This is a genomic window from Paraburkholderia unamae (assembly GCF_003096875.1).
Taxonomy (GTDB): Bacteria; Pseudomonadota; Gammaproteobacteria; order Burkholderiales; family Burkholderiaceae; genus Paraburkholderia; species Paraburkholderia unamae.
Map to the genome: position 1 here is coordinate 43,012 of NZ_QEOB01000041.1, position 18,676 is coordinate 61,687.

The following is an 18,676-nucleotide window of genomic DNA, read 5'->3' on the forward strand; positions in this document are numbered from 1 at the left end:
CGCGACTCCTTAGTCTTCGAGAACAACACCAACGACGACTCCCGGAGACATATGCAATCGATCCTTGAAGCAGGCCCGGCGGCGCTCGACGCCCCGCGCCTCACCACCTCCCAGGTGCGCCGCGCGGTGCTCGCCTCGGTCATCGGCAACGGGCTGGAGTGGTTCGACTTCCTCATCTACGGCTACTTCGCGAAGACCATCGCGCACGTGTTCTTTCCCGTGCACAGCAGCTTCCTGTCGATCACGCTCACGCTCGCCACCTTCGCCATCGGCTTCGTCGTGCGCCCGCTCGGCGGCGTCGTGATCGGCGCGTTCGCCGACCGCTACGGGCGGCGCAGAACCTTGTCGGCGCTCATCGTGCTGATGGCCGCGAGCACCTTGCTCATGGGCCTCACGCCCGGCTACGCGACGATCGGCATCGCCGCGCCGCTCATCGTGCTGTGCGCGCGCATCCTGCAAGGGCTTTCAGTGGGCGGCGAGTTCGCCACCGCCGCTTCCATGCTCACCGAGTACGCGCCGCCCGGCCGCAAGATGTTCTACGGCAGCTTCCAGATGACCTCGCAGGCCGTCGCACTGCTGCTGTCTTCCGCGTGCAGTTTCCTGCTCACCACGCAGCTCTCGCCCGCTTCGCTCGTGGCGTGGGGCTGGCGCGTGCCCTTCCTGCTCGGCGCGCTGGTCGGGCCGGTCGGCTTCTATATCCGCCACAAGGTGGCCGAGTCGCCGGAGTTCGTGCAGTTGCGCAAGCGGCTCGGCCACGCGCCGCGCCAGTCGCTGCGCACCTTCCTGCGCGAGCGCGGCGACGCCGCGCTGTGCGCCGTGGGTGTGATCGCCGTGGGTGCGGCGACCAACTATCTCTGGCACTCGTATATGCCGCTCTATGTCGAGCGCCAGCTCCATCTGCCGCTCAAGAGCGCGCTGCTCGGCACCGCGGTCTCGGGGCTGATCGGCATCGTGGGCTATCCGCTCGCGGGCAAGCTTGCCGACCGCTTCGGCGCCTACCGCCTGTTCTTTCCGGTGACGATCGTCTGGATCTGCGCGGCCTGGCCGCTGTTCGCGTGGGTGCTCGCCGCGCCCACGCCCGAGCGCGTGTTCGCCGCGCAAATGATCGCCACCGTCGTGCTGAGCCTGATGTCGGGCGCGCATCCGGGCATGCTCACCCAGCTCTTTCCCACCTCCACGCGCTCGACCGGCGTCGCGCTCTCGTACAACGTCGCCGTCACGCTGTTCGGCGGCATGGCGCCGCTCACGGTCTCGACGCTGATCGGCGTGACCGGCTCGCGCATCGTGCCGGCCTGGTATTTGATCGTCAGCGGTCTGATTTCGCTGGTGCTGGTTGCGGCAAGCGCTTCGGGACGCCGCCTCGTGCGCGAGCCCGATGCGCGGCCCACCGAATCGGAGTCCGCATGAGCGAGCCGTTCATTGCGAGCCAGACGCACAAAGCAGGCGAAACCGGCGAAACCGACGAAACGCGCGCGCGCAACGAATACCCGGTGCGGGCGATCGGCGACGTCTGGCTGCCGGTCGCCACGGCGCAAGGCAGCGGGAGCGTGCCGATGTTCGTCGGCGGCTGCGCCAAGCCCGCGCGAGCAACGCGCGCCCTCATCGTGCTGCATGGCCGCCTGCGTGACGCCGACGCCTACCTGCACTCCACGCTGCGCGCGCGCGCCGCCTCCTCGGCGCACGACGACGGCACGCTCGTCGTGGTGCCGCAGTTCCTCGCGAGCGCCGATGTCGAGCACCATCACACACAAGCCGCACAAGCCGCACAAGCGGACTGCCTGCACTGGGAATGGACCGCGTGGATGGGCGGCTTCGACGCGCGCGGCCCGGCTCCGCTCAGCTCGTTCGACGTGCTCGATGCCCTTGTCGAGCAGCTTGCCGATCGTGCGCGCTATCCGGCGCTGCGCGAAATCGTGATCGCGGGGCATTCGGGCGGGGCCCAGGTCGCGCATCGTCACGCGATCCTGAGCGGTGCGCCCGAGCGCTGCGCGCAGCGCGGCGTGGCCGTGCGGTTCGTGATCGCGAATCCCTCGTCGTATGTGTATTTCGATTCGTTGCGCCCGCAACCGGATGGCGTATTTCGCCCGACCGATTTCGCGGCCTGCCCCGACGTCGACGACTGGAAATACGGCATGCGCAAGCTACCGCGCTATGCGGCCGCGTCGCACGACGCCGCGGCATTCGAGCGCCGCTATGTGGAGCGCGAAGTCGTCTATCTGGCCGGCTCGCGCGACTGCGACGCGGCGCATCCGGCGCTCGACCGCTCGTGCGCGGCGAACGCGCAAGGGCCGCATCGCCTCGCGCGCGCCCGCGCCTATTACGCGTATTTGCGCGCACGCCATCCCCACTTGCGCCACCAGTGGCACGAGGTGCCGGATGCCGGTCATGACGCGCAGGCGATGTTCCTCTCGGCGGCGGGATTGCGCGCGCTGTTCGGTGCGCAGGCAACGATCGACGCGGCGCGCGCGGCGCAAATGCATCCGGCCGAGGGCGGCGCAAGCGATTGACCTCGCGGGCGCACGGCAGGCGCAACGCCGGGCTCGTCGTATCATAGCGACTCGATCGCGCCCTCAAGTCCCCTCGAGCGGCGCGCGAGCCCGTCCGCTCCCTCGACCGCCATGAGACGCCTGCCTCCGCTCAACGCCCTGCCCATCTTCGAAACCGTCGCCCGCTACGGCAGCTTCACGCGCGCCGCCGAGCACCTGTGTCTCACGCAGGGCGCCGTGAGCCGCCAGATCCTCGCGCTCGAACAGTATTACGGCCTGCCGCTCTTTCGCCGCTCGCCGAAAGGACTCACGCTCACCGCCGAGGGCGAGCAACTGCTGCCCGCCGTGCGCGACGGCTTCGGGCGCATCGAGGAAGCCTCGCAGCGCCTCACGCGCCAGCGCACCGAACTGTCGCTCAAGGTGCCGACCTGCGTGATGCGCTGGATGCTCCCGCGCATCATGCGCTTCCAGAACGAGCACCCCGACCTGCAAGTCCAGATCACGACCACGTGGGGGCACGAAGTGGACTTCCAGGCGGAGCCGTTCGATGCCGCGATCATCTACGGTTCGTCTCCGGGCGCGGATGTGCACGCGGTGCCGCTCTTCGACGAATATCTCACGCCCGTGTGCACCCCCGAGGTGCTCGCGCGCCGCGCGCTCAGGAAGCCCGACGACCTCGCGCACCAAACCCTGCTGCACCCCACGCGCGACCACGCCGACTGGCGCCTGTGGCTCGCGCGCGCGGGCGCGAAGAAGGTCGACGCCAACCTCGGCCCCACGTTCGCGTCGCTGGACCTTGCGGGCACGGCGGCCATGCAGGGCTTCGGCGTCGCCATCGGCGACCGCACGCTCGTGCGCGAGGACGTCGAAGCGCGCCGCCTCGTCATGCCGTTCGAACTCGCCGTGCCCACGGGCTCGCGCTACTATTTCGTCTATCCCGAATGCGTGGCGCAGCAACAGAAGGTGCAACTCTTCAGCGCGTGGATCGAGCAGGACCGCGGCGTGGATGCACCCTGAAGCGCCCTGAAGCCCCATCAAAACGCGCCATGACGGTGGCGCATGGCGGCCATGAGAATTAATCGATTGCATGCGCGGCGCTCTTTCGGCGTAATGGGCCGCCTGGCCCGAGGCCCGAAAGCCCGTCTTTCGGCAGTCTCGCGTCCTTAAGTCCTGCGGCCCACGCGCCGCCCTCAGGGAGACCGACCATGCAGAGCGCCGCCCCCGCCCGCTCCAAGCTGCCCGATGTGGGCACGACGATTTTCACCGTGATCGGCCAGCTTGCCGCCGAACATCAGGCGTTGAACCTTTCACAGGGCGCGCCGAACTTCGACCCGAGCGCCGCGCTCATCGACGGCGTGGCCGCCGCCATGCGCGCGGGCCACAACCAGTACGCGCCCATGGCCGGCCTCGGCGCGCTGCGCGAGGCGCTCGCCGCGAAGTTCGAAACGCTGCACGGCGCGCGCTACGACCCGGCCAGCGAAGTGACCGTGCTCGCGAGCGCGAGCGAAGGCCTGTATTCGACGATCAGCGCGCTCGTGCATCCCGGCGACGAAGTGATCTACTTCGAGCCCTCGTTCGACAGCTACGCGCCCATCGTGCGCCTGCAAGGCGCCAAACCCGTGGCCATCAAGCTCGCGCAACCTCACTTCCGCGTGGACTGGGACGCCGTGAGCGCGGCCATCACGCCGCGCACGCGCATGATCATCGTGAACACGCCGCACAACCCCACGGCCACGATCTTCGGCGAGAGCGACATTGCGCGCCTCACGGCGCTCACGCGCGACACCGGCATCGTGATCCTCTCCGACGAGGTCTACGAGCACGTGGTGTTCGACGGCGCGCCGCACCGGAGCATGGCGCGCTACCGGGAGCTGGCCGAGCGCAGCGTGATCGTTTCGTCGTTCGGCAAGTCGTATCACGTCACGGGCTGGCGCGTGGGCTACTGCCTCGCACCGGCCGCGCTGATGGACGAGATCCGCAAGGTCCATCAATTCATGGTGTTTTCCGCCGACACGCCCATGCAGTACGCGTTCGCGCAAGCACTGGCCGAGCCGCAAAGCTATCTGGGTCTTTCAGCGTTCTATCAGGCCAAGCGCGACCTGCTCGTGCGCGCGCTCGAAGGCTCCCGCTTCGAGTTGCTGCCGGGCGAAGGCAGCTTCTTCCTGCTCGCGCGCTTTCGCGCGTTCTCCGACGAGCGCGACAGCGACTTCGTGCTGCGCCTGATTCGCGACGCGCGCGTGGCGACCATTCCGCTTTCGGCGTTCTACACCGACGGCACCGACGAAGGCCTGATCCGCCTGAGCTTTGCGAAGGATGACGAAACATTGCTTGAGGGCGCACGCCGGCTTTGCACGATCTGAGCCCACCGCATTCACGGCATCACAGAACCACACGGCACGGAGATTTCCCATGAAGCGACTCAACGCGCTCCTCGCGCTGGCATGCGTAGCCGGCGTGCTCGGCCCGGCCTCGGCCTATGCCGATACGAACCTGCTGCGCTTCGGCGTGGAGGCGCAGTACCCGCCGTTCGAAACCAAGGCCGCCGACGGCACGCTGCAGGGCTTCGACATCGACATCGGCAACGCCGTGTGCGCCACGGCTCACATGACCTGCAAATGGGTTGAAACCTCGTTCGACGGGTTGATCCCCGCGCTCCAGGGCCGCAAGTTCGACGCCATCAATTCGGCCATGAACGCCACGGCCAAGCGCCGCGAGGCCATCGACTTCACGACCGTGATCTACCGCGTGCCGAGCCGGCTCATCGCGCGCAGCGACAGCGGGCTCGTGGCCACGCCCGAGTCGCTCAAGGGCAAGCGCGTGGGCGTGCTCCAGTCGTCGATTCAGGAAACATACGCGAAGGTGCACTGGGAGCCCGCGGGCGTGACCGTCGTGCCCTACCAGGACCAGAACCAGATCTACGCGGATCTCGGCGCGGGGCGCCTGGACGGCACGCTCGTGCTCGCACCCGCCGGACAGAAGGGCTTTCTTTCGCAGCCCGAAGGAAAGGGCTTTGCCTTCGTGGGCGAAGCCGCGCGCGACGACAAGATTCTTGGCAGCGGCGTGGCGTTTGGCCTGCGCAAGGGCGACACCGCGTTGCGCGAGCGCCTGAACGCGGCTATCGCGAAGCTGGAGTCCGATGGCACGGTCACGTCGCTCGCGCGTAAATACTTCGGCGATATCGACGTTTCGCCGAAGTAAGCCGCGCGGGGTCAGGCACCCGCGGGCCCGGCGCTCAAATTTCCGCGCTGCGCGTGAGCGACTGCATCAGATGGCGCCGCATGAGCGCCATCGCCCAGTCGATGTCGCCTTCTTCGAGCGCCGCGATGATGTCGAGGTGCTCGTTGCAGGACGGCACGTGCCACGGCCCGTTGAAGTGCGAGAGATGCTCCGAGAGCCGGCGCATCTGGTTCTGCTGCTGGATGGCTTGCAGCACGAAGCGGTTGTTGGAAAAGCTCGCGATGGTTTCGTGAAAGTCGGTGCCCACGGCGAAGAGTTCCGCCGCGTGCGGCTGCGCGTCGGTCTGGGCGAGCAGCCTTTCGTGCGTCTCGCGCAGGCGCGCAAGCTGCGCCGGGTCGGGCCGGAAGCCGGGCTCGCGCATCGCCCCGCATTCGAGAATGATGCGAAAGCGGTAGCTCTCCTCCGTCGTGCCCGGCTCGCTCACCGGTTGCAGGAAACGCCAGCCGTGCCCCTTGCGCTTCTCGATCAGGCCGTCGGAAGCGAGGCTCACGAGCGCCTTGTTCAGCACGCTGCGCGGCGCGTCGTAGCGCTCCAGCAGTTCCGACTCGTTCCACGCGCTCGGCAGCCGGCCGTGCGCGTAGTCGTCGAGCAGGCGGTGGCACAGCTCGTCGCTCGTCATGCTGCCGCCAATATCGGGGGCCACGCGCGGCGGCGCGGCGGCCACGAACGTGCCCTCCTGCGCGCGAAATTCCGCGAGCCCGTGTTCGACGAGCAACTGCAACGCCCTGCGCACCGGCGTGCGCGAGACCTGGAACTCCGCCGCGAGACTGTTTTCGGAGAGATGGCGGCCCGGCGCGAGATCGCCGCTCACGATCTGCTGCGTGAGGCGGCGAGCGAGATCGATCTGGAGCGGGCTGAAGTGCTCGGCGGCATCGGGCGTGGCGGCGGAACGGCTCATGCGGGCAATCCGGTCGAAAGAAGATACTCGCGGATTCTACCGGACCCCGGCGCGCCGCTCATGCCGCGCCCCACGCGAGACTCACCGACTTCGTGACCCGATACGGCTCCAGCCCCTCCACGCCGCCCTCGCGCCCATAACCGCTTTCGCCCACGCCGCCGAACGGCAGCTCGGGCAGGGAAACGCGCGTCGTGTTCACGCCCACCATGCCCGCGTGCAAGGTGTTGCCCGCGCGGTGCGCCGTGTCGAGCGAGCGCGTGAAGCAATAGGCGGCGAGCCCGAACGGCACGCCGTTGGCGATGCGCATCGCCTCGTCGAAGTGGCCGAAGCGCACGCACGGCGCGAGCGGGCCGAATGGCTCGTCGTGCAGGATGCGTGCGTCGGGCGCGAGATTGTGCAGCACGGTCGCGGGCCAGAAAAAGCCCGGGCCGTCGTGCGTGCGCCCCGTCGTGACCACGGCGCCGCCCGCGCGCGCGTCCTCCACGAGCGCCGCCATATGGGCGACGCGCCGCGCGTTCGCAAGCGGCCCCATCTGCGTGCCCGCGTGCGCGCCCGCGCCGGTCTGCAAGGCCTGCGCGTAAGCGCCGAGCTTCGCGACGAACGCATCGTGCACGGCCTCGTGGACGATAAAGCGCGTCGGCGCCACGCAAATCTGCCCCGCGTTGCGGAACTTGCCCGCACCGGCCTGGCGCACCACGAGATCGAGATCGGCGTCGTCGAACACCACCACCGGCGCGTGGCCGCCCAGCTCCAGCGTGAGCGGCTTCGCATGCGCGCCCGCGCGCGCGGCGAGCGCCTTGCCCACCGGCGTCGACCCGGTAAACGAAATCTTGCGGATGAGGGGGCTCTCGATCAGCGCCGCCGCGATGGCGGGCGCGTCGCCATACACGACGTTGAGCACGCCGTCCGGCAATCCCGCTTCGCGCAGCGCCTGCGCGATGGCGAGCGTGCTGAGCGGCGTTTCCTCGGCGGGCTTGATGATGCAGGTGCAGCCCGCCGCGAGCGCCGCGCCGATCTTGCGCATGGGCGTGAGCGCCGGAAAGTTCCACGGCGCGAAGGCCGCGACCGGGCCGATCGGCTCGTGCTGCACGCCCTGCTGCACGCCGTCCTGGCGGGCGGGCACCAGGCGGCCATACGCGCGCACCGCTTCGTCCGCGTACCAGATCAGCGTATCGACGGCGGCCTGCCATTCGCCCACCGCTTCGGCGAGCGGCTTGCCCTGCTCGCGCGTGAGCTGCGCCGCGAGCGGCGTCATGCGCTCCACGAGCCGCGCCGCGGCGTCGCGCAGCAGCGCGCGCCGCTCGCGCGCGGGCGTGGCCGCCCAGCGCGGGAACGCAGCGTCCGCGCGGTCGAGCGCCTGCGCAACCTGTGCGGACGACGCGCCGCGATACTCGGCGAACGGCTGCGCCGTGGCCGGGTCGCGCAGCACGAGCGGGTGCCCCTCGCCCGCCGTCCATGCGCCGCCGATGAACATGTGCGGCTGTTGTGCGTCCAGGGTCATGCGCTCGCTCCGTCGGCATTCGCGTCGAGCGCGTCGGCGAGCGTTGCGAACAGCGTGTCGATCTGCTCCGGCGTGACGATGAGCGGCGGCGAAAGCAGCATCGTGTCGCCCGCCGCGCGTATCAGCACGCCCGCTTCGAGGCAGCGCCGGTGCGCGTCGTAGCCGCGCTTGCCCGGCGCGCCGGGCCACGGCGCGAGATCGATAGCCGCAAGCAGTCCGAAATTACGGATGTCGAGCACGCCCCGGCGCGAAGCCAGTTCATGCGCGGCCTTCTCCCAGTGCGCTTCGAGCCCGCGCGCACGCTCGAACAGATTTTCGCGCCGATAGATCTGAAGCGCCGCGAGACCCGCCGCACAGGCGAGCGGGTGGCCCGAATAGGTATAGCCGTGCGAGAACTCGATGCTGTCGATCGAGCCTTGCATCAGCGCTTCGTACACCGGCGCGCGCACGAAGGTCGCGCCCATCGGCACGGCGCCGTTGGTGAGGCCCTTCGCACTCGTGATGAGATCCGGCGTGACGTTCAGGCGCGTGGCCGCGAACGTGTCGCCCACGCGCCCGAAGCCGCTGATGACCTCGTCGAAGATCAGCAGGATGCCGTGCGCGTCGCAGATTTCGCGCAGACGCTCCAGATAGCCCACGGGCGGCACCAGCACGCCCGTCGAACCCGCGATCGGCTCGACGATCACCGCCGCGATGGTCGAAGGATCGTGCAGCGCGATGCGGCGCACCAGGTCTTCGGCAAGATGCGCGCCCCATGCGGGCTGGCCGCGCGAAAACGCCATCTGCGAGCGGTCGTAGGTGCTCGGCAGGTGATCGACGAACGGCAGCAGGTTGCCGAACGCCTTGCGCTGCCCGCCGATGCCCGCGACCGAAAGGCCGCCGAAGCCCACGCCGTGATAGCTGCGCTCGCGGCCGATGAGTCTCACGCGCTGGCCCTCGCCGCGCGCGCGGTGATAGGCGAGCGCGATCTTGAGCGCGGTGTCCACGGCCTCCGAGCCGGAGTTGGAAAAGAACACCTGGCCGAAGCCGGCGGGCGCGGTGTCGAGCAGCGCCTCGGCGTATTCGAAGGCGAGCGGATGGCCCATCTGGAACGACGAGGCGTAGTCGAGCCGGTACGCCGCGTGCGCGATGGCGTCGACGATTTCCGTGCGCCGGTGGCCCGCGTTCACGCACCACAGCCCGGCGATGCCGTCCAGCACGCGTTTGCCGTCGTCGCGCACGTAATACATGCCGTCCGCTTCGACGAACAGCGGCTGCGATACGGACTTGAAGCGACGGTTGGCGGTGAACGGCATCCAGAAGGCGTCGCGGCCCGTGGCGGGTGCAGCGGAGAGTTGAGACGGGGAATGCATAGAGGGTCCTCGGGTTTTGCCTGAGCGCATTCTGATCTAAACAACAAAAAAATACAACTTCGCGATACAGGCGAAACAGGGCTTAAGATTGTCTTCACGGCATGCCGAGATCACACAAAACTCAATAAACATGGCAATTTATGCCGATTCTCCTGCTTCACCGAAGGGATGCAGAACCGTCTAGCCTCTCGTTTCTTACATTTTCATCTCCTGATTTATTGTTTTTTTTATTTTTTTAGTCCACACTTCGCCGCATCCCACTTACCCGACGGCACACGACGCGGGCAAGCGAAGAAGACCAGGATGGGCGCGAGACCCGTTCGTTCAATGGAGCAGGCAATGAATCAAGACACCGTGAAGGGCGCGCTGGAGCGACGGCGTCCTTCCGAAGCGGGCGTGAATGCGGCGCGCGTCGAGCGGTTCCTCGACGCGGCGGCAGCAGCCGGGCTGGAACTGCACCACTTCATGATGGTGCGCCGCGACGCCGTGATCGCCGAAGGCGCGTGGCGACCCTATGCGCGCGGCAGCCGCCACATGCAGCACTCGGCCACGAAAAGCTGGACCGCCGCCGCCATGGGCGTGGCCGTGGGCGATGGTCTCGTCGCCCTCGACGACCGCGTGATCGACTACTTCCCCGAGCATCTGCCGGCCACCGTGAGCGCGAACCTCGCGGCCATGACCGTGCGCGATCTGCTGACCATGCGCACGGGCCATCGCGTGGGCATCTCGGGCGGCGAATGGCGCGGGCGCAACGAAAGCTGGGTGCGCCTCTTTCTTGAAGTGCCCGTGGAAGACGCGCCCGGCGGCAACTTCATGTATTGCAGCGGCACCAGCTACATGCTCTCGGCCATCGTGAGCAAGGCGAGCGGCAAGACCGCGCACGAACTGCTCGACGCGCGCGTATTCGCGCCGCTCGGCATGCATTCGGTCACGTGGGACGTGTCGCCCGAGGGCTACAACACGGGCGGCAACGGCCTGTCGTGCTCGCCCGAGGACATGGCAAAGTTCGGCCTGCTGCATCTGCGCGGCGGCCTCTGGCAAGGCCAGCGCGTGCTGCCCGAAGCCTGGGTGCGCGACGCCACGCGCAACCAGGTGGACGTGGCGTGGATCGGCTCGCTCGCGGGCATGTGCTTTAGCCGCGACGGCCGCGCCGAGCCCGATGCGAGCCAGCGCCGCCCCGGCTACGGCTACCAGTGGTGGATGACCGAAGACGGCGGCTTTCTCGCTTCCGGCTTTTTTGGCCAGCGCTGCTATGTGTTTCCTGCGCTTGACCTTGTGCTCGTGTTCAACGCCGCGCTTTCCATCGACGACAAGGCGCTCAAGCCGCTCATCTGGGAGCACCTGCTGCCCGCCGTGGACGACATCGTCCATGATGGCCAGGCTGACGATGCCCTCTGCGCGCGCCTGACCGCCCTCTCGCTGCCCGGCCTGCCAGCGGGCCTGCCCACATCGGCCCTCGCCCAGGCGGTGAACGGCCGCCTCTGGCTCGCCGAGCCGAACGACGACGGCATCGTTTCGATCGCACTCGCGTTCGAACACGATCGTTGCACTTTCAACTATGTCGATGCGCGCGGCGAACACACGATCGTCGCGGGTATCGGCCAGCAGATTCGCGGCACCACAACGATGACGGGCAACAAGCTGCACCACGAATATCAGCCGGACACGCTAAGCGTCGTGGCGCAAGGCGTATGGACCACGCCGGAGCGCTTCGACATGCGCTGGTGCTTCGACGAGACGACGTTCTGCGACCGCGTGGCCTGCACGTTCGAAAACGGCGCGCTGCGCTTCGAGCGCGGCGTCAATACCAACAGCGGCGCGCGCGTGCGGCCGGGCGTGCAGTGCGTGGCGGCGTCATGATGCGTTTTGTCCTTCGCCCCCTCGCGCTCTCGCTGCTGCTCCTGAACACCGCGCAAAGCGCCCCTGCCGCCGCTGCGGCTCCGGCTCCGGCAAGCACGAGCGCCATGCCCGAAATCCGCTACGCCGAGCCGATCGACACGCCCACCTCGATGCCCGGCAACGTCGCGCGCAACACGAGCACCGACGACATACTCGGTCACGTGGTGGAATCGCTCGTCGCGCTGCGCAGCGACATGTCGGTCGCACCCATGCTGGCCGATAGCTGGACGATCTCGCCCGACGGCACCGTGTACACGTTCCGCCTGCGCGAGGGTGTGAAGTTCCACAACGGCGCACCCGTCACGTCGGCCGAAGTGAAATGGAGCTTCGACTACCTCATGGACCCGCGCTCGAACTTCGTCTGCCGCGGCGTGTTCGAGGGCAGCCGTGGCGCGCACGTGCTCGCCGTGCGCACGCCGGACCCGCATACGGTCGTGTTCGAACTCAAGCAGCCGTATGCGCTGTTCCTCAAGGAAATGGCCAACACGCGCTGCCCGCTCGCGGTGCTGCATCCCGCCAGCGTCGATGCGCAAGGCCATTGGGCGCGCCCCATCGGCACCGGCCCTTATGTGTTCTCCGAATGGCGCAAAGGCCAGTACGTGCTGCTCGAACCGTTCAAGGACTACAAGCCGCGCCCCGAGAAGCCCGATGGCATGGCGGGCGCGAAAGTCGCCTGGGCGCCCGTGCGCTTCGTCGTCATTCCGGACAAGGCCGCGCAGAAGTCGGCGCTCCAGTCGGGCCAGGTCGACGCGATCGCCGCCGACGACGGCAACCTGCCTCCGCTCGATCCGGGCTGGCGCATCGTGGACGGCCCCGGCATGCAGGTCACGGGCGTCCTCATGCAAACGCGCGACCCGCTGCTGTCGAATCCGTTGATGCGCCGCGCGATTGCACACGCCGTGGACCTGCGCGGCGTGGTCGCCGCCACGAGCAACGGCCGGGCGAAATACAACCCTTCGCTCATGCCCGACTCGGACAGCGAGTACGACGCCCAGGAAGCAAGCGGCTATCGCTACGACCCGGCGGAGACGAAGCGCCTGCTCGCGGCCGCCGGCTACCGCGGCGAAACGATCACGATCGAGGCGAGCCAGCAGTTTCCGGCGCTGTTTCGACTCGCGATCTACATGCAGTCGCTGCTCAGGAAAGCGGGCATCCACGCCGAGCTCAACGTGGTGGAGTGGGCGCGCCAGCTCGACGACTTCCGCTCCGGCCATTACCAGATGATGACGATGATCTATTCCTCGCGGCTCGATCCCGCGCAGATGTATGCCGACGTGCTCGGCGACAAGTCGAAGCGGCCCATGCTCCAGTGGCAGAACCGCGACGCGAGCCGCCTGCTCAAATCGCTCGCGGGCGTGAGCGACCCGGCCGTGCGCAAGGACGCACTCGGCAAGCTGCATGACATGATGCTCGCCGACACGCCCATGCTGCCCATGTACGACCTGCCCGACCTGCACCTCGTGAGCGTGCGGCTCGAAGGCTTCGAGTCGTTCCCGCTCAACCGCGTGCGCCTCTTCAACGTAAAGAAACTCCCGGCCACGGCAGCGCAAACGAACGAGGCCGCGCGATGATCCAATACGTTTTCAGGCGCTGCGCCCTCGCGGTGCCGACCGTGCTGATCGTCGCGCTGCTCGTGTTCGGCATGATCCGCGCGATTCCGGGCGACCCCGCCACGCTCATGCTGGGCGACGTGGACGACCCCGCGCTGCTCGCACGCATGCGCCATCAGCTCGGGCTCGATCGTTCGGTGTTCGAACAGTTTGCGATCTGGGTGTCGCATCTGTTGCACGGCGACCTGGGCACCTCCATCGTGCGCCACCAGCCGGTGCTCGACCTGATCCGCAACGCATTTCCCGTCACCGCGCAAATCGTGCTCGCGGCCACCGCGCTCGCCTGCCTCATCGCCATTCCGGCGGGCCTCGTGGCGGCCTGGGCGCAGAACCGCAAAACCGACTTCGCGATCGTCTTCACCATGATCCTGCTCGTCTCCATGCCGAGCTTCTGGGTGGGCATCGTGCTGATCTGGCTGTTCGGTGTGCAACTGCACTGGCTGCCGACCTTCGGTTACGAAAGCATGGCGCAGGCCGGCTGGGGATCGCTGCGCTACCTCGTGCTGCCCGTCATCGCGATCGTGCTGACCGAAGTCGCCGCCGTCACGCGGATGATGCGCGCCAGCAGCATCGAAGTGCTGCGCCTCGAATACGTGGCCCATGCGCGCGCCAAGGGCTTGAGCGAAACGCGCGTGCTGCTGCGCCATGTGCTGCCCAACGCGTTCGGTCCCGCGCTCACGGTAATCGGCCTGATCCTCGGCCACCTGCTCTCGGGCGCGGCCGTGATCGAAACCGTGTTCACGCTGCCGGGCCTTGGCCGGCTGCTCGTGGAGAGCATCTATGCGCGCGATTATCCGGTCGTGCAAGGCTGTCTGCTGCTCACCGCGCTCATCTACGTGTTCGTGAATCTGCTCGTGGACCTGATTCAGCCCCTCTTCGATCCGCGCATCAAGTACTGACCCTCGCTGCCTCTCGCCTTCACTTATGAACGCTTTCAAACGCACCAATCTGATCGTCGGCGCGGTGCTCATCGTGCCGCTGGTCCTCACCGCGGTGGCGGGCGCCGTGCATACGCCCTACGACCCGACCGCCGTCGACCTGCTCGCGCGCTACAGCGCGCCCGGCTCCGCCCACTGGTTCGGCACCGACGAATTCGGCCGCGACGTGCTCTCGCGCATCATGGCGGGCGCCACGCAAAGCCTCACGATCAGCGCGCTTTCCGTGCTGCTCGCGCTCCTTTGCGGAACCACGCTCGGCGTGATCTCCGGCTACGCGGGCAGTTGGACCGACCGCCTGCTCATGATGATCGTCGAAGCGCTGATGGCGTTTCCGGGCCTGCTGCTCGCGCTCGGCATCATGACCGTGCTCGGGCCATCGCGCGGCGGCGTGATCCTCGCGCTCGGCCTCGCCTATACGCCTGCCGTGATGCGCATTGCGCGCGGCAGCACGCTCGCGCTGCGCCAGCGCGAGTTCGTGGTCGCTTCGCGGGCCATGGGCAATGGCGGCGCGTGGACCGTGCTGCGCCATATCGCGCCCAACTGCGTGCCGCCGCTGCTCGTGTTCTCGACCACGCTGTTCGGCTCGGCCATTCTCGCCGAAAGCGCGCTGAGCTTTCTCGGCCTCGGCGTGCAGCCGCCCGCGCCCACGTGGGGCGGCATGCTCGCGGACAGCCGCACGGCGATGGACCACGCCATCTGGCTCGCGATCTTCCCGGGTCTCGCCATCTCGCTTGCGCTGCTCGGCATCAACTTGTTCGGCGACGGACTGCGCGACGTGCTCGATCCGCGCATGAAAGGAGTGAAGGCATGAGCGAAATCCAGCAAACGGCGCGCGGTATTGAAAACGGCGCAAACGGCAAACATGATGCGCCGCTGCTCTCGGTGCGCAATCTCTCGATCGGCTTTCCGGACCGAAGCGGCAACGTACAGTCCGTCGTGCGCGATATCGGCTTCGAACTGCGCGCGGGCGAATCGCTCGCCGTGGTGGGCGAGTCAGGCAGCGGCAAGACGCTGATCGGCAAGGCGCTGCTCGGCCTGCTGCCCGACGCGGCGCGCGTCATGCAAGGCAACATCGCTTTCAGCGGGCGCGAACTGCTGGCCCAGACGCCCGCGCAATGGCGCGAGGTGCGCGGCACGGGCATCGGCATGGTGTTCCAGGAACCGATGGTGTCGCTCAATCCGGCGTTTCGCGTGGGCGAGCAGCTTACCGAAGCGTTGATCCGCCGTCGTGGCGTCGCGCCCGCCAAGGCCTGGGCGCAGGCCGTCGCGATGCTGGAACGCGTGCGGGTGCGTGACCCCGAGGGATGCATGCAGCGCTTCCCGCACGAATTTTCGGGCGGCATGCGCCAGCGTCTTATTCTCGCCGCCGTGATGTTGTTGCGCCCGCAACTGCTTATCGCCGACGAGCCAACCACCGCGCTCGACTGCGTCGTGCAAAAGGAAGTGCTCGACGTGATGACCGAGCTCACGCGCGAAGAAGGCACGTCGCTCATCTTCATCAGCCATAACCTCGCACTGGTGGCCGCCTACACGCAAAACGTGCTCGTCATGCGGCGCGGCGACGCCGTGGAAACGGGGCCCGTGGCACGCGTGCTCTCGCGCCCCGACCACGACTACACGCTGAACCTGCTCGACGCGCTGCCGCGCCGCGAAAACGGACGCAAGGACGGCGAGGCCGTACACGGCAAGGGTGCCGCGCCCGTGCTCGAAGTCCGCGAAGTCGCCGTCGACTACAGCCGCAAGCGCGGCTGGTTCGGCAACGAGCGCGTGCGCGCCGGGCATCCGATGTCGTTCACGCTGCAAGCGGGCGAAACGCTCGCCATCGTCGGCGAATCGGGCAGCGGCAAAACGAGCATCACGAACGCCGTGATCGGACTCGTGGGCACCGCGCAAGGCGAAGTGTTGCTCAATGGCGCGCCGTTCCTGAACGCAGGCAGCAAACGCTTGCGCGAAGCGCGCCGCGCGATTCAGGTGGTGTTTCAGGACCCGTATTCGTCGCTCGATCCACGTATGAAGGTCGCCGCAATCGTGCGCGAAGGCCTGCGGCCCGATGCTACGCTCACGGCCGCGCAACGTCGCACGCGCGTCGAAGCCGCCCTCGCCGATGTCGGTCTCGCGGGCTATGACGATCGGCTCGTGCACGAACTCTCGGGCGGCCAGCGCCAGCGCGTCGCCATCGCGCGCGCGCTCGTGAGCCGCCCGGCGGTGATCATCGCCGACGAACCGGTGTCGGCGCTCGATGTCACCGTGCAAAAGCAGGTGCTCGACATGCTCACGGCGCTACAGGCGCGCTACGGTTTTGCCTGCCTCATCATCTCGCACGATCTCGGCGTGGTCGAGCAGGTCGCCGACCGCGTGATCGTGATGTACCGGGGGCACGTGGTGGAGGAAGGTTCGCGCGACGAAGTGTTCGACACGCCGTCGCACCCCTACACGCAGCGCCTGCTGCAAGCGGTGCCCGAGTTGCGCGGCACGCGCGAGCACGGCTTCGCCGTGCAGCTTCGCGAAGTGCCGCCGCTCGCCGCGCCCGCCGCCCACTACTTCGACCCGGACTTGCGCGAGCAGCACGGCCCGGCTTCCTTGCAGCATTGCGCGACGGCGCGCGCCACGCATCGCGTGGCGATGTGGGCCCAACGCTGAGACCCGGCGGAACACAAAGAAAGCACACACGCTAACGCAGGAGACAGGTGGGGAGATCGCCTTTCCCTGCGTATCTATTTACGTACTACTAACCACTAAGACTACACAACCAGGGAACATCAATGAAAGCAAAAACTTGGGGTTTGGCGGCAGCAGCAGTCACAGCATGTGCTCCGATGGCGGTGCATGCCCAGTCCAGCGTCACGCTGTACGGCATCATCGACGTCGGCATCGAGTACGTGAACAATGCGAACGCGAGCAGCCAGTCGCTCGTGCGCATGCAGTCGGGCAATCTTTACGGCAGCCGCTGGGGCATCAAGGGCGAGGAGGATCTGGGCGGTGGCCTCACGGCGTTCTTCCTGCTTGAAAACGGCTTCAACGTGAATGACGGCACACTAGGGCAGTCGGGCCGCATGTTCGGCCGTCGCGCCTATGTGGGGTTGCGCCGGGACGGCAACGAAATCCAGCTCGGCCGCATGCAGACGCCGATCTACGAAACCATGGCCGCGTTCGACCCGAACGAAGTGGGCGTGTATGCCGCCGACTCGCACGACATCGGCCTCGTGGCGCGTGCGGACAATGCCGTGAAGTTCAAGAAGACGATTGGCGGCTTCACGGGCCAGGTGATGTACAGCTTCGGTTACGACGCTGTGGGCAAGCCCTATGGCGGCGCCGCCGGAGACGCATCGAATGCGAAGAACCTCGGCGCGTCGCTGGTCTACAAGGGCGGCAGCTGGCGCGCGGCGCTCGCCTATGACAAGGTGCACGGCCCCCTCACCTCCACGGCCTACGGCATCGGCATGATGTCGACGGCGCTCGTGCCCAAAACGACGTCGAGCGCGGATCGCGCCGAGCGCTACCTCGCCGCGCTGCGCTGGGACCAGGGCAAGAACTCGGCCTTTGTCGGCTACCGCTTCCTGAAAACGACGGTCGCGGGCGTCACGCACGACGTGAACATGGCCTACCTCGGCGACGAGTACCAGTTCACGCCCACCTTCGTTGCGGACGCAACCGTGTACCACTCGCGCGTTTCCGGCATGGACGTGCGGCCCACGACGCTCGTGGTCGACTTCGACTATCTGCTCTCGAAGCGCACGGACCTGTACCTCAACACGAGCTATGCGTTCAATACGCGCCTGAGCAATCTTTCGGTGGACGCGGGCTCGACCACGCTCGCCGGCAAGGACCAGTTCGGCGCGCAGGCCGGCATTCGCCATCGCTTCTGAGGCCACGCTGCGAGCGCTCGAATGGAACTGCGCGGCGGATATCGAAGTGGACGACGCGACGTGCCGCACGCCCGAAGGGTTTCCTCGCGCTTCAAGCGGGATAGGCGCGAGCGGATCCGCACTTCAAGCTCCGCGCCCGGAGACCACGTGGGACACAGGCGCGGCTTCGATCAACGTCATCAGTTCCTGTGTCGAGCGCACATCTGCAAACCAGAGCAGCATGTTGGCGAGCGTGGTGTTGTGCTCCTCGTCCGTGCGCGCTGCATTCGCGTCGGCCACGAAATGAACCTTGTAGTCGAGCATCATCGCGTCGCGCGCGGTCGATTCGCAGCACACGTTCGTCACCGTACCGGTCACGATCACCGTGTCGACACCGCGCGCCGCGAGCCGCTCGTGCAAGTCGGACGATCCCTGGATGAACGCGGAAAAGCGTGTTTTCCGCACGTATTCATCGCCCGCCGCGCACTCCAGTTCCGGGTACAGCGCGTGCCCCGCTTCGCCGGGACGCAGCACTTCGTCGAGCCGCCGCCCCCAGCCGGCTGCGAACTCGCCGAAGCGCGCCCAAGGCGCATCGGGCTGCGCGGTGTGCTGGATCCAGCAGACGTGTCCATCCGCCTTTTCTCGATCGGTACTTCGAAGTTTCGCTATGAGAACCGGGGAGCACGGAAACGATTTTGCTTTGCCTCTTTGCTCATCTTCGCGTGCATTCCGCTCAGGGATCGCCAAAGTCAGGAAGGTCACACTCGGTTTTGAAACGTCGGATGCTCCAACAATTGCTTTTGCGCGTTGGTCATCCAGTGGTCCGGTTGGCTGTACTCCGGTGCGCCTCACCTGTAGTTCGATCAGTACTGTCGAGCCCAACCGGTTCAGGATGTTGACGTTCGTGATG

15 protein-coding genes are annotated in these 18,676 nt (G+C 67.3%); 11 read left to right on the top strand and 4 right to left on the bottom strand.

Annotation, left to right across the window (positions count from 1 at the left end):
• Positions 1 to 51: 51 nt before the first annotated feature.
• From C7402_RS43570 to C7402_RS43590, 5 genes are all read left to right on the top strand, one after another.
• Positions 52 to 1,407, top strand: coding sequence for an MFS transporter (locus C7402_RS43570; RefSeq protein ID WP_116614930.1), 1,356 nt, complete (start codon positions 52 to 54; stop codon positions 1,405 to 1,407).
• Positions 1,404 to 2,507 carry a hypothetical protein gene (locus tag C7402_RS43575; RefSeq protein ID WP_116614931.1) on the top strand — a complete coding sequence of 368 codons (1,104 nt, stop codon included), beginning with the start codon at positions 1,404 to 1,406 and terminating at the stop codon, positions 2,505 to 2,507. The genes C7402_RS43570 and C7402_RS43575 overlap by 4 nt, the downstream gene beginning before the upstream one ends.
• A 111-nt stretch (positions 2,508 to 2,618) precedes the next feature.
• Positions 2,619 to 3,503, top strand: coding sequence for a LysR substrate-binding domain-containing protein (locus C7402_RS43580; protein WP_112174505.1), 885 nt, complete (start codon positions 2,619 to 2,621; stop codon positions 3,501 to 3,503).
• 188 nt (positions 3,504 to 3,691) lie between these two features.
• Positions 3,692 to 4,846, top strand: a complete 1,155-nt coding sequence (locus C7402_RS43585) for a pyridoxal phosphate-dependent aminotransferase (protein ID WP_116614932.1) — start codon at positions 3,692 to 3,694, stop codon at positions 4,844 to 4,846.
• A gap of 49 nt (positions 4,847 to 4,895) precedes the next feature.
• Positions 4,896 to 5,684 carry an ABC transporter substrate-binding protein gene (locus C7402_RS43590; RefSeq protein WP_112174507.1) on the top strand — a complete coding sequence of 263 codons (789 nt, stop codon included), beginning with the start codon at positions 4,896 to 4,898 and terminating at the stop codon, positions 5,682 to 5,684.
• Positions 5,685 to 5,718: 34 nt separating this feature from the next.
• Here the strand turns inward: C7402_RS43590 and C7402_RS43595 are convergent, their stop codons facing one another.
• Genes C7402_RS43595 through aptA form a run of 3 tightly spaced genes read right to left on the bottom strand, consistent with a single transcriptional unit; the run spans position 5,719 to position 9,474 of the window.
• Positions 5,719 to 6,621: a GntR family transcriptional regulator gene (locus C7402_RS43595; RefSeq protein ID WP_112174508.1), complete on the bottom strand. Its 903-nt coding sequence runs from the start codon at positions 6,619 to 6,621 to the stop codon at positions 5,719 to 5,721.
• Positions 6,622 to 6,679: 58 nt separating this feature from the next.
• Positions 6,680 to 8,122, bottom strand: coding sequence for an NAD-dependent succinate-semialdehyde dehydrogenase (locus tag C7402_RS43600; protein ID WP_116614933.1), 1,443 nt, complete (start codon positions 8,120 to 8,122; stop codon positions 6,680 to 6,682).
• On the bottom strand, positions 8,119 to 9,474 hold the full coding sequence (gene aptA / locus C7402_RS43605; RefSeq protein ID WP_116614934.1) for an omega-aminotransferase AptA: 1,356 nt from the start codon (positions 9,472 to 9,474) through the stop codon (positions 8,119 to 8,121). Before aptA ends, C7402_RS43600 begins: the two co-directional genes overlap by 4 nt.
• A 339-nt stretch (positions 9,475 to 9,813) precedes the next feature.
• Between aptA and C7402_RS43610 the strand changes: the two genes are divergently transcribed.
• From C7402_RS43610 to C7402_RS43635, 6 genes are all read left to right on the top strand, one after another.
• A complete protein-coding gene (locus C7402_RS43610; RefSeq protein ID WP_116614935.1) occupies positions 9,814 to 11,334 on the top strand; it encodes a serine hydrolase domain-containing protein in 1,521 nt (506 codons plus the stop codon).
• Positions 11,331 to 12,944: an ABC transporter substrate-binding protein gene (locus C7402_RS43615; protein ID WP_116614936.1), complete on the top strand. Its 1,614-nt coding sequence runs from the start codon at positions 11,331 to 11,333 to the stop codon at positions 12,942 to 12,944. The genes C7402_RS43610 and C7402_RS43615 overlap by 4 nt, the downstream gene beginning before the upstream one ends.
• Entirely contained in the window at positions 12,941 to 13,882 is a 942-nt protein-coding gene (locus C7402_RS43620) for an ABC transporter permease (RefSeq protein WP_112174513.1), read from the top strand. Before C7402_RS43615 ends, C7402_RS43620 begins: the two co-directional genes overlap by 4 nt.
• 25 nt (positions 13,883 to 13,907) lie before the next feature.
• A complete protein-coding gene (locus C7402_RS43625; RefSeq protein ID WP_112174514.1) occupies positions 13,908 to 14,732 on the top strand; it encodes an ABC transporter permease in 825 nt (274 codons plus the stop codon).
• Entirely contained in the window at positions 14,729 to 16,561 is a 1,833-nt protein-coding gene (locus tag C7402_RS43630) for a dipeptide ABC transporter ATP-binding protein (protein WP_116614937.1), read from the top strand. The genes C7402_RS43625 and C7402_RS43630 overlap by 4 nt, the downstream gene beginning before the upstream one ends.
• A 122-nt stretch (positions 16,562 to 16,683) precedes the next feature.
• Complete coding sequence (locus C7402_RS43635) at positions 16,684 to 17,787, top strand: porin (RefSeq protein WP_116614938.1); 1,104 nt, start codon at positions 16,684 to 16,686, stop codon at positions 17,785 to 17,787.
• A 123-nt stretch (positions 17,788 to 17,910) separates the two neighbouring features.
• On the opposite strand, the gene C7402_RS43640 is transcribed toward C7402_RS43635, so the two are convergent.
• On the bottom strand, positions 17,911 to 18,676 hold a 766-nt coding region (locus C7402_RS43640; protein ID WP_165842128.1), incomplete at its 5' end, for a cysteine hydrolase family protein.

Bases quoted from the DNA above. Each gene is read 5' to 3' on its own strand.
- C7402_RS43570 (WP_116614930.1), top strand. From the start codon at position 52: ATGCAATCGATCCTTGAAGCAGGCCCGGCGGCGCTCGACGCCCCGCGC.
- C7402_RS43575 (WP_116614931.1), top strand. From the start codon at position 1,404: ATGAGCGAGCCGTTCATTGCGAGCCAGACGCACAAAGCAGGCGAAACC.
- C7402_RS43580 (WP_112174505.1), top strand. From the start codon at position 2,619: ATGAGACGCCTGCCTCCGCTCAACGCCCTGCCCATCTTCGAAACCGTC.
- C7402_RS43585 (WP_116614932.1), top strand. From the start codon at position 3,692: ATGCAGAGCGCCGCCCCCGCCCGCTCCAAGCTGCCCGATGTGGGCACG.
- C7402_RS43590 (WP_112174507.1), top strand. From the start codon at position 4,896: ATGAAGCGACTCAACGCGCTCCTCGCGCTGGCATGCGTAGCCGGCGTG.
- C7402_RS43595 (WP_112174508.1), bottom strand. From the start codon at position 6,621: ATGAGCCGTTCCGCCGCCACGCCCGATGCCGCCGAGCACTTCAGCCCG.
- C7402_RS43600 (WP_116614933.1), bottom strand. From the start codon at position 8,122: ATGACCCTGGACGCACAACAGCCGCACATGTTCATCGGCGGCGCATGG.
- aptA (WP_116614934.1), bottom strand. From the start codon at position 9,474: ATGCATTCCCCGTCTCAACTCTCCGCTGCACCCGCCACGGGCCGCGAC.
- C7402_RS43610 (WP_116614935.1), top strand. From the start codon at position 9,814: ATGAATCAAGACACCGTGAAGGGCGCGCTGGAGCGACGGCGTCCTTCC.
- C7402_RS43615 (WP_116614936.1), top strand. From the start codon at position 11,331: ATGATGCGTTTTGTCCTTCGCCCCCTCGCGCTCTCGCTGCTGCTCCTG.
- C7402_RS43620 (WP_112174513.1), top strand. From the start codon at position 12,941: ATGATCCAATACGTTTTCAGGCGCTGCGCCCTCGCGGTGCCGACCGTG.
- C7402_RS43625 (WP_112174514.1), top strand. From the start codon at position 13,908: ATGAACGCTTTCAAACGCACCAATCTGATCGTCGGCGCGGTGCTCATC.
- C7402_RS43630 (WP_116614937.1), top strand. From the start codon at position 14,729: ATGAGCGAAATCCAGCAAACGGCGCGCGGTATTGAAAACGGCGCAAAC.
- C7402_RS43635 (WP_116614938.1), top strand. From the start codon at position 16,684: ATGAAAGCAAAAACTTGGGGTTTGGCGGCAGCAGCAGTCACAGCATGT.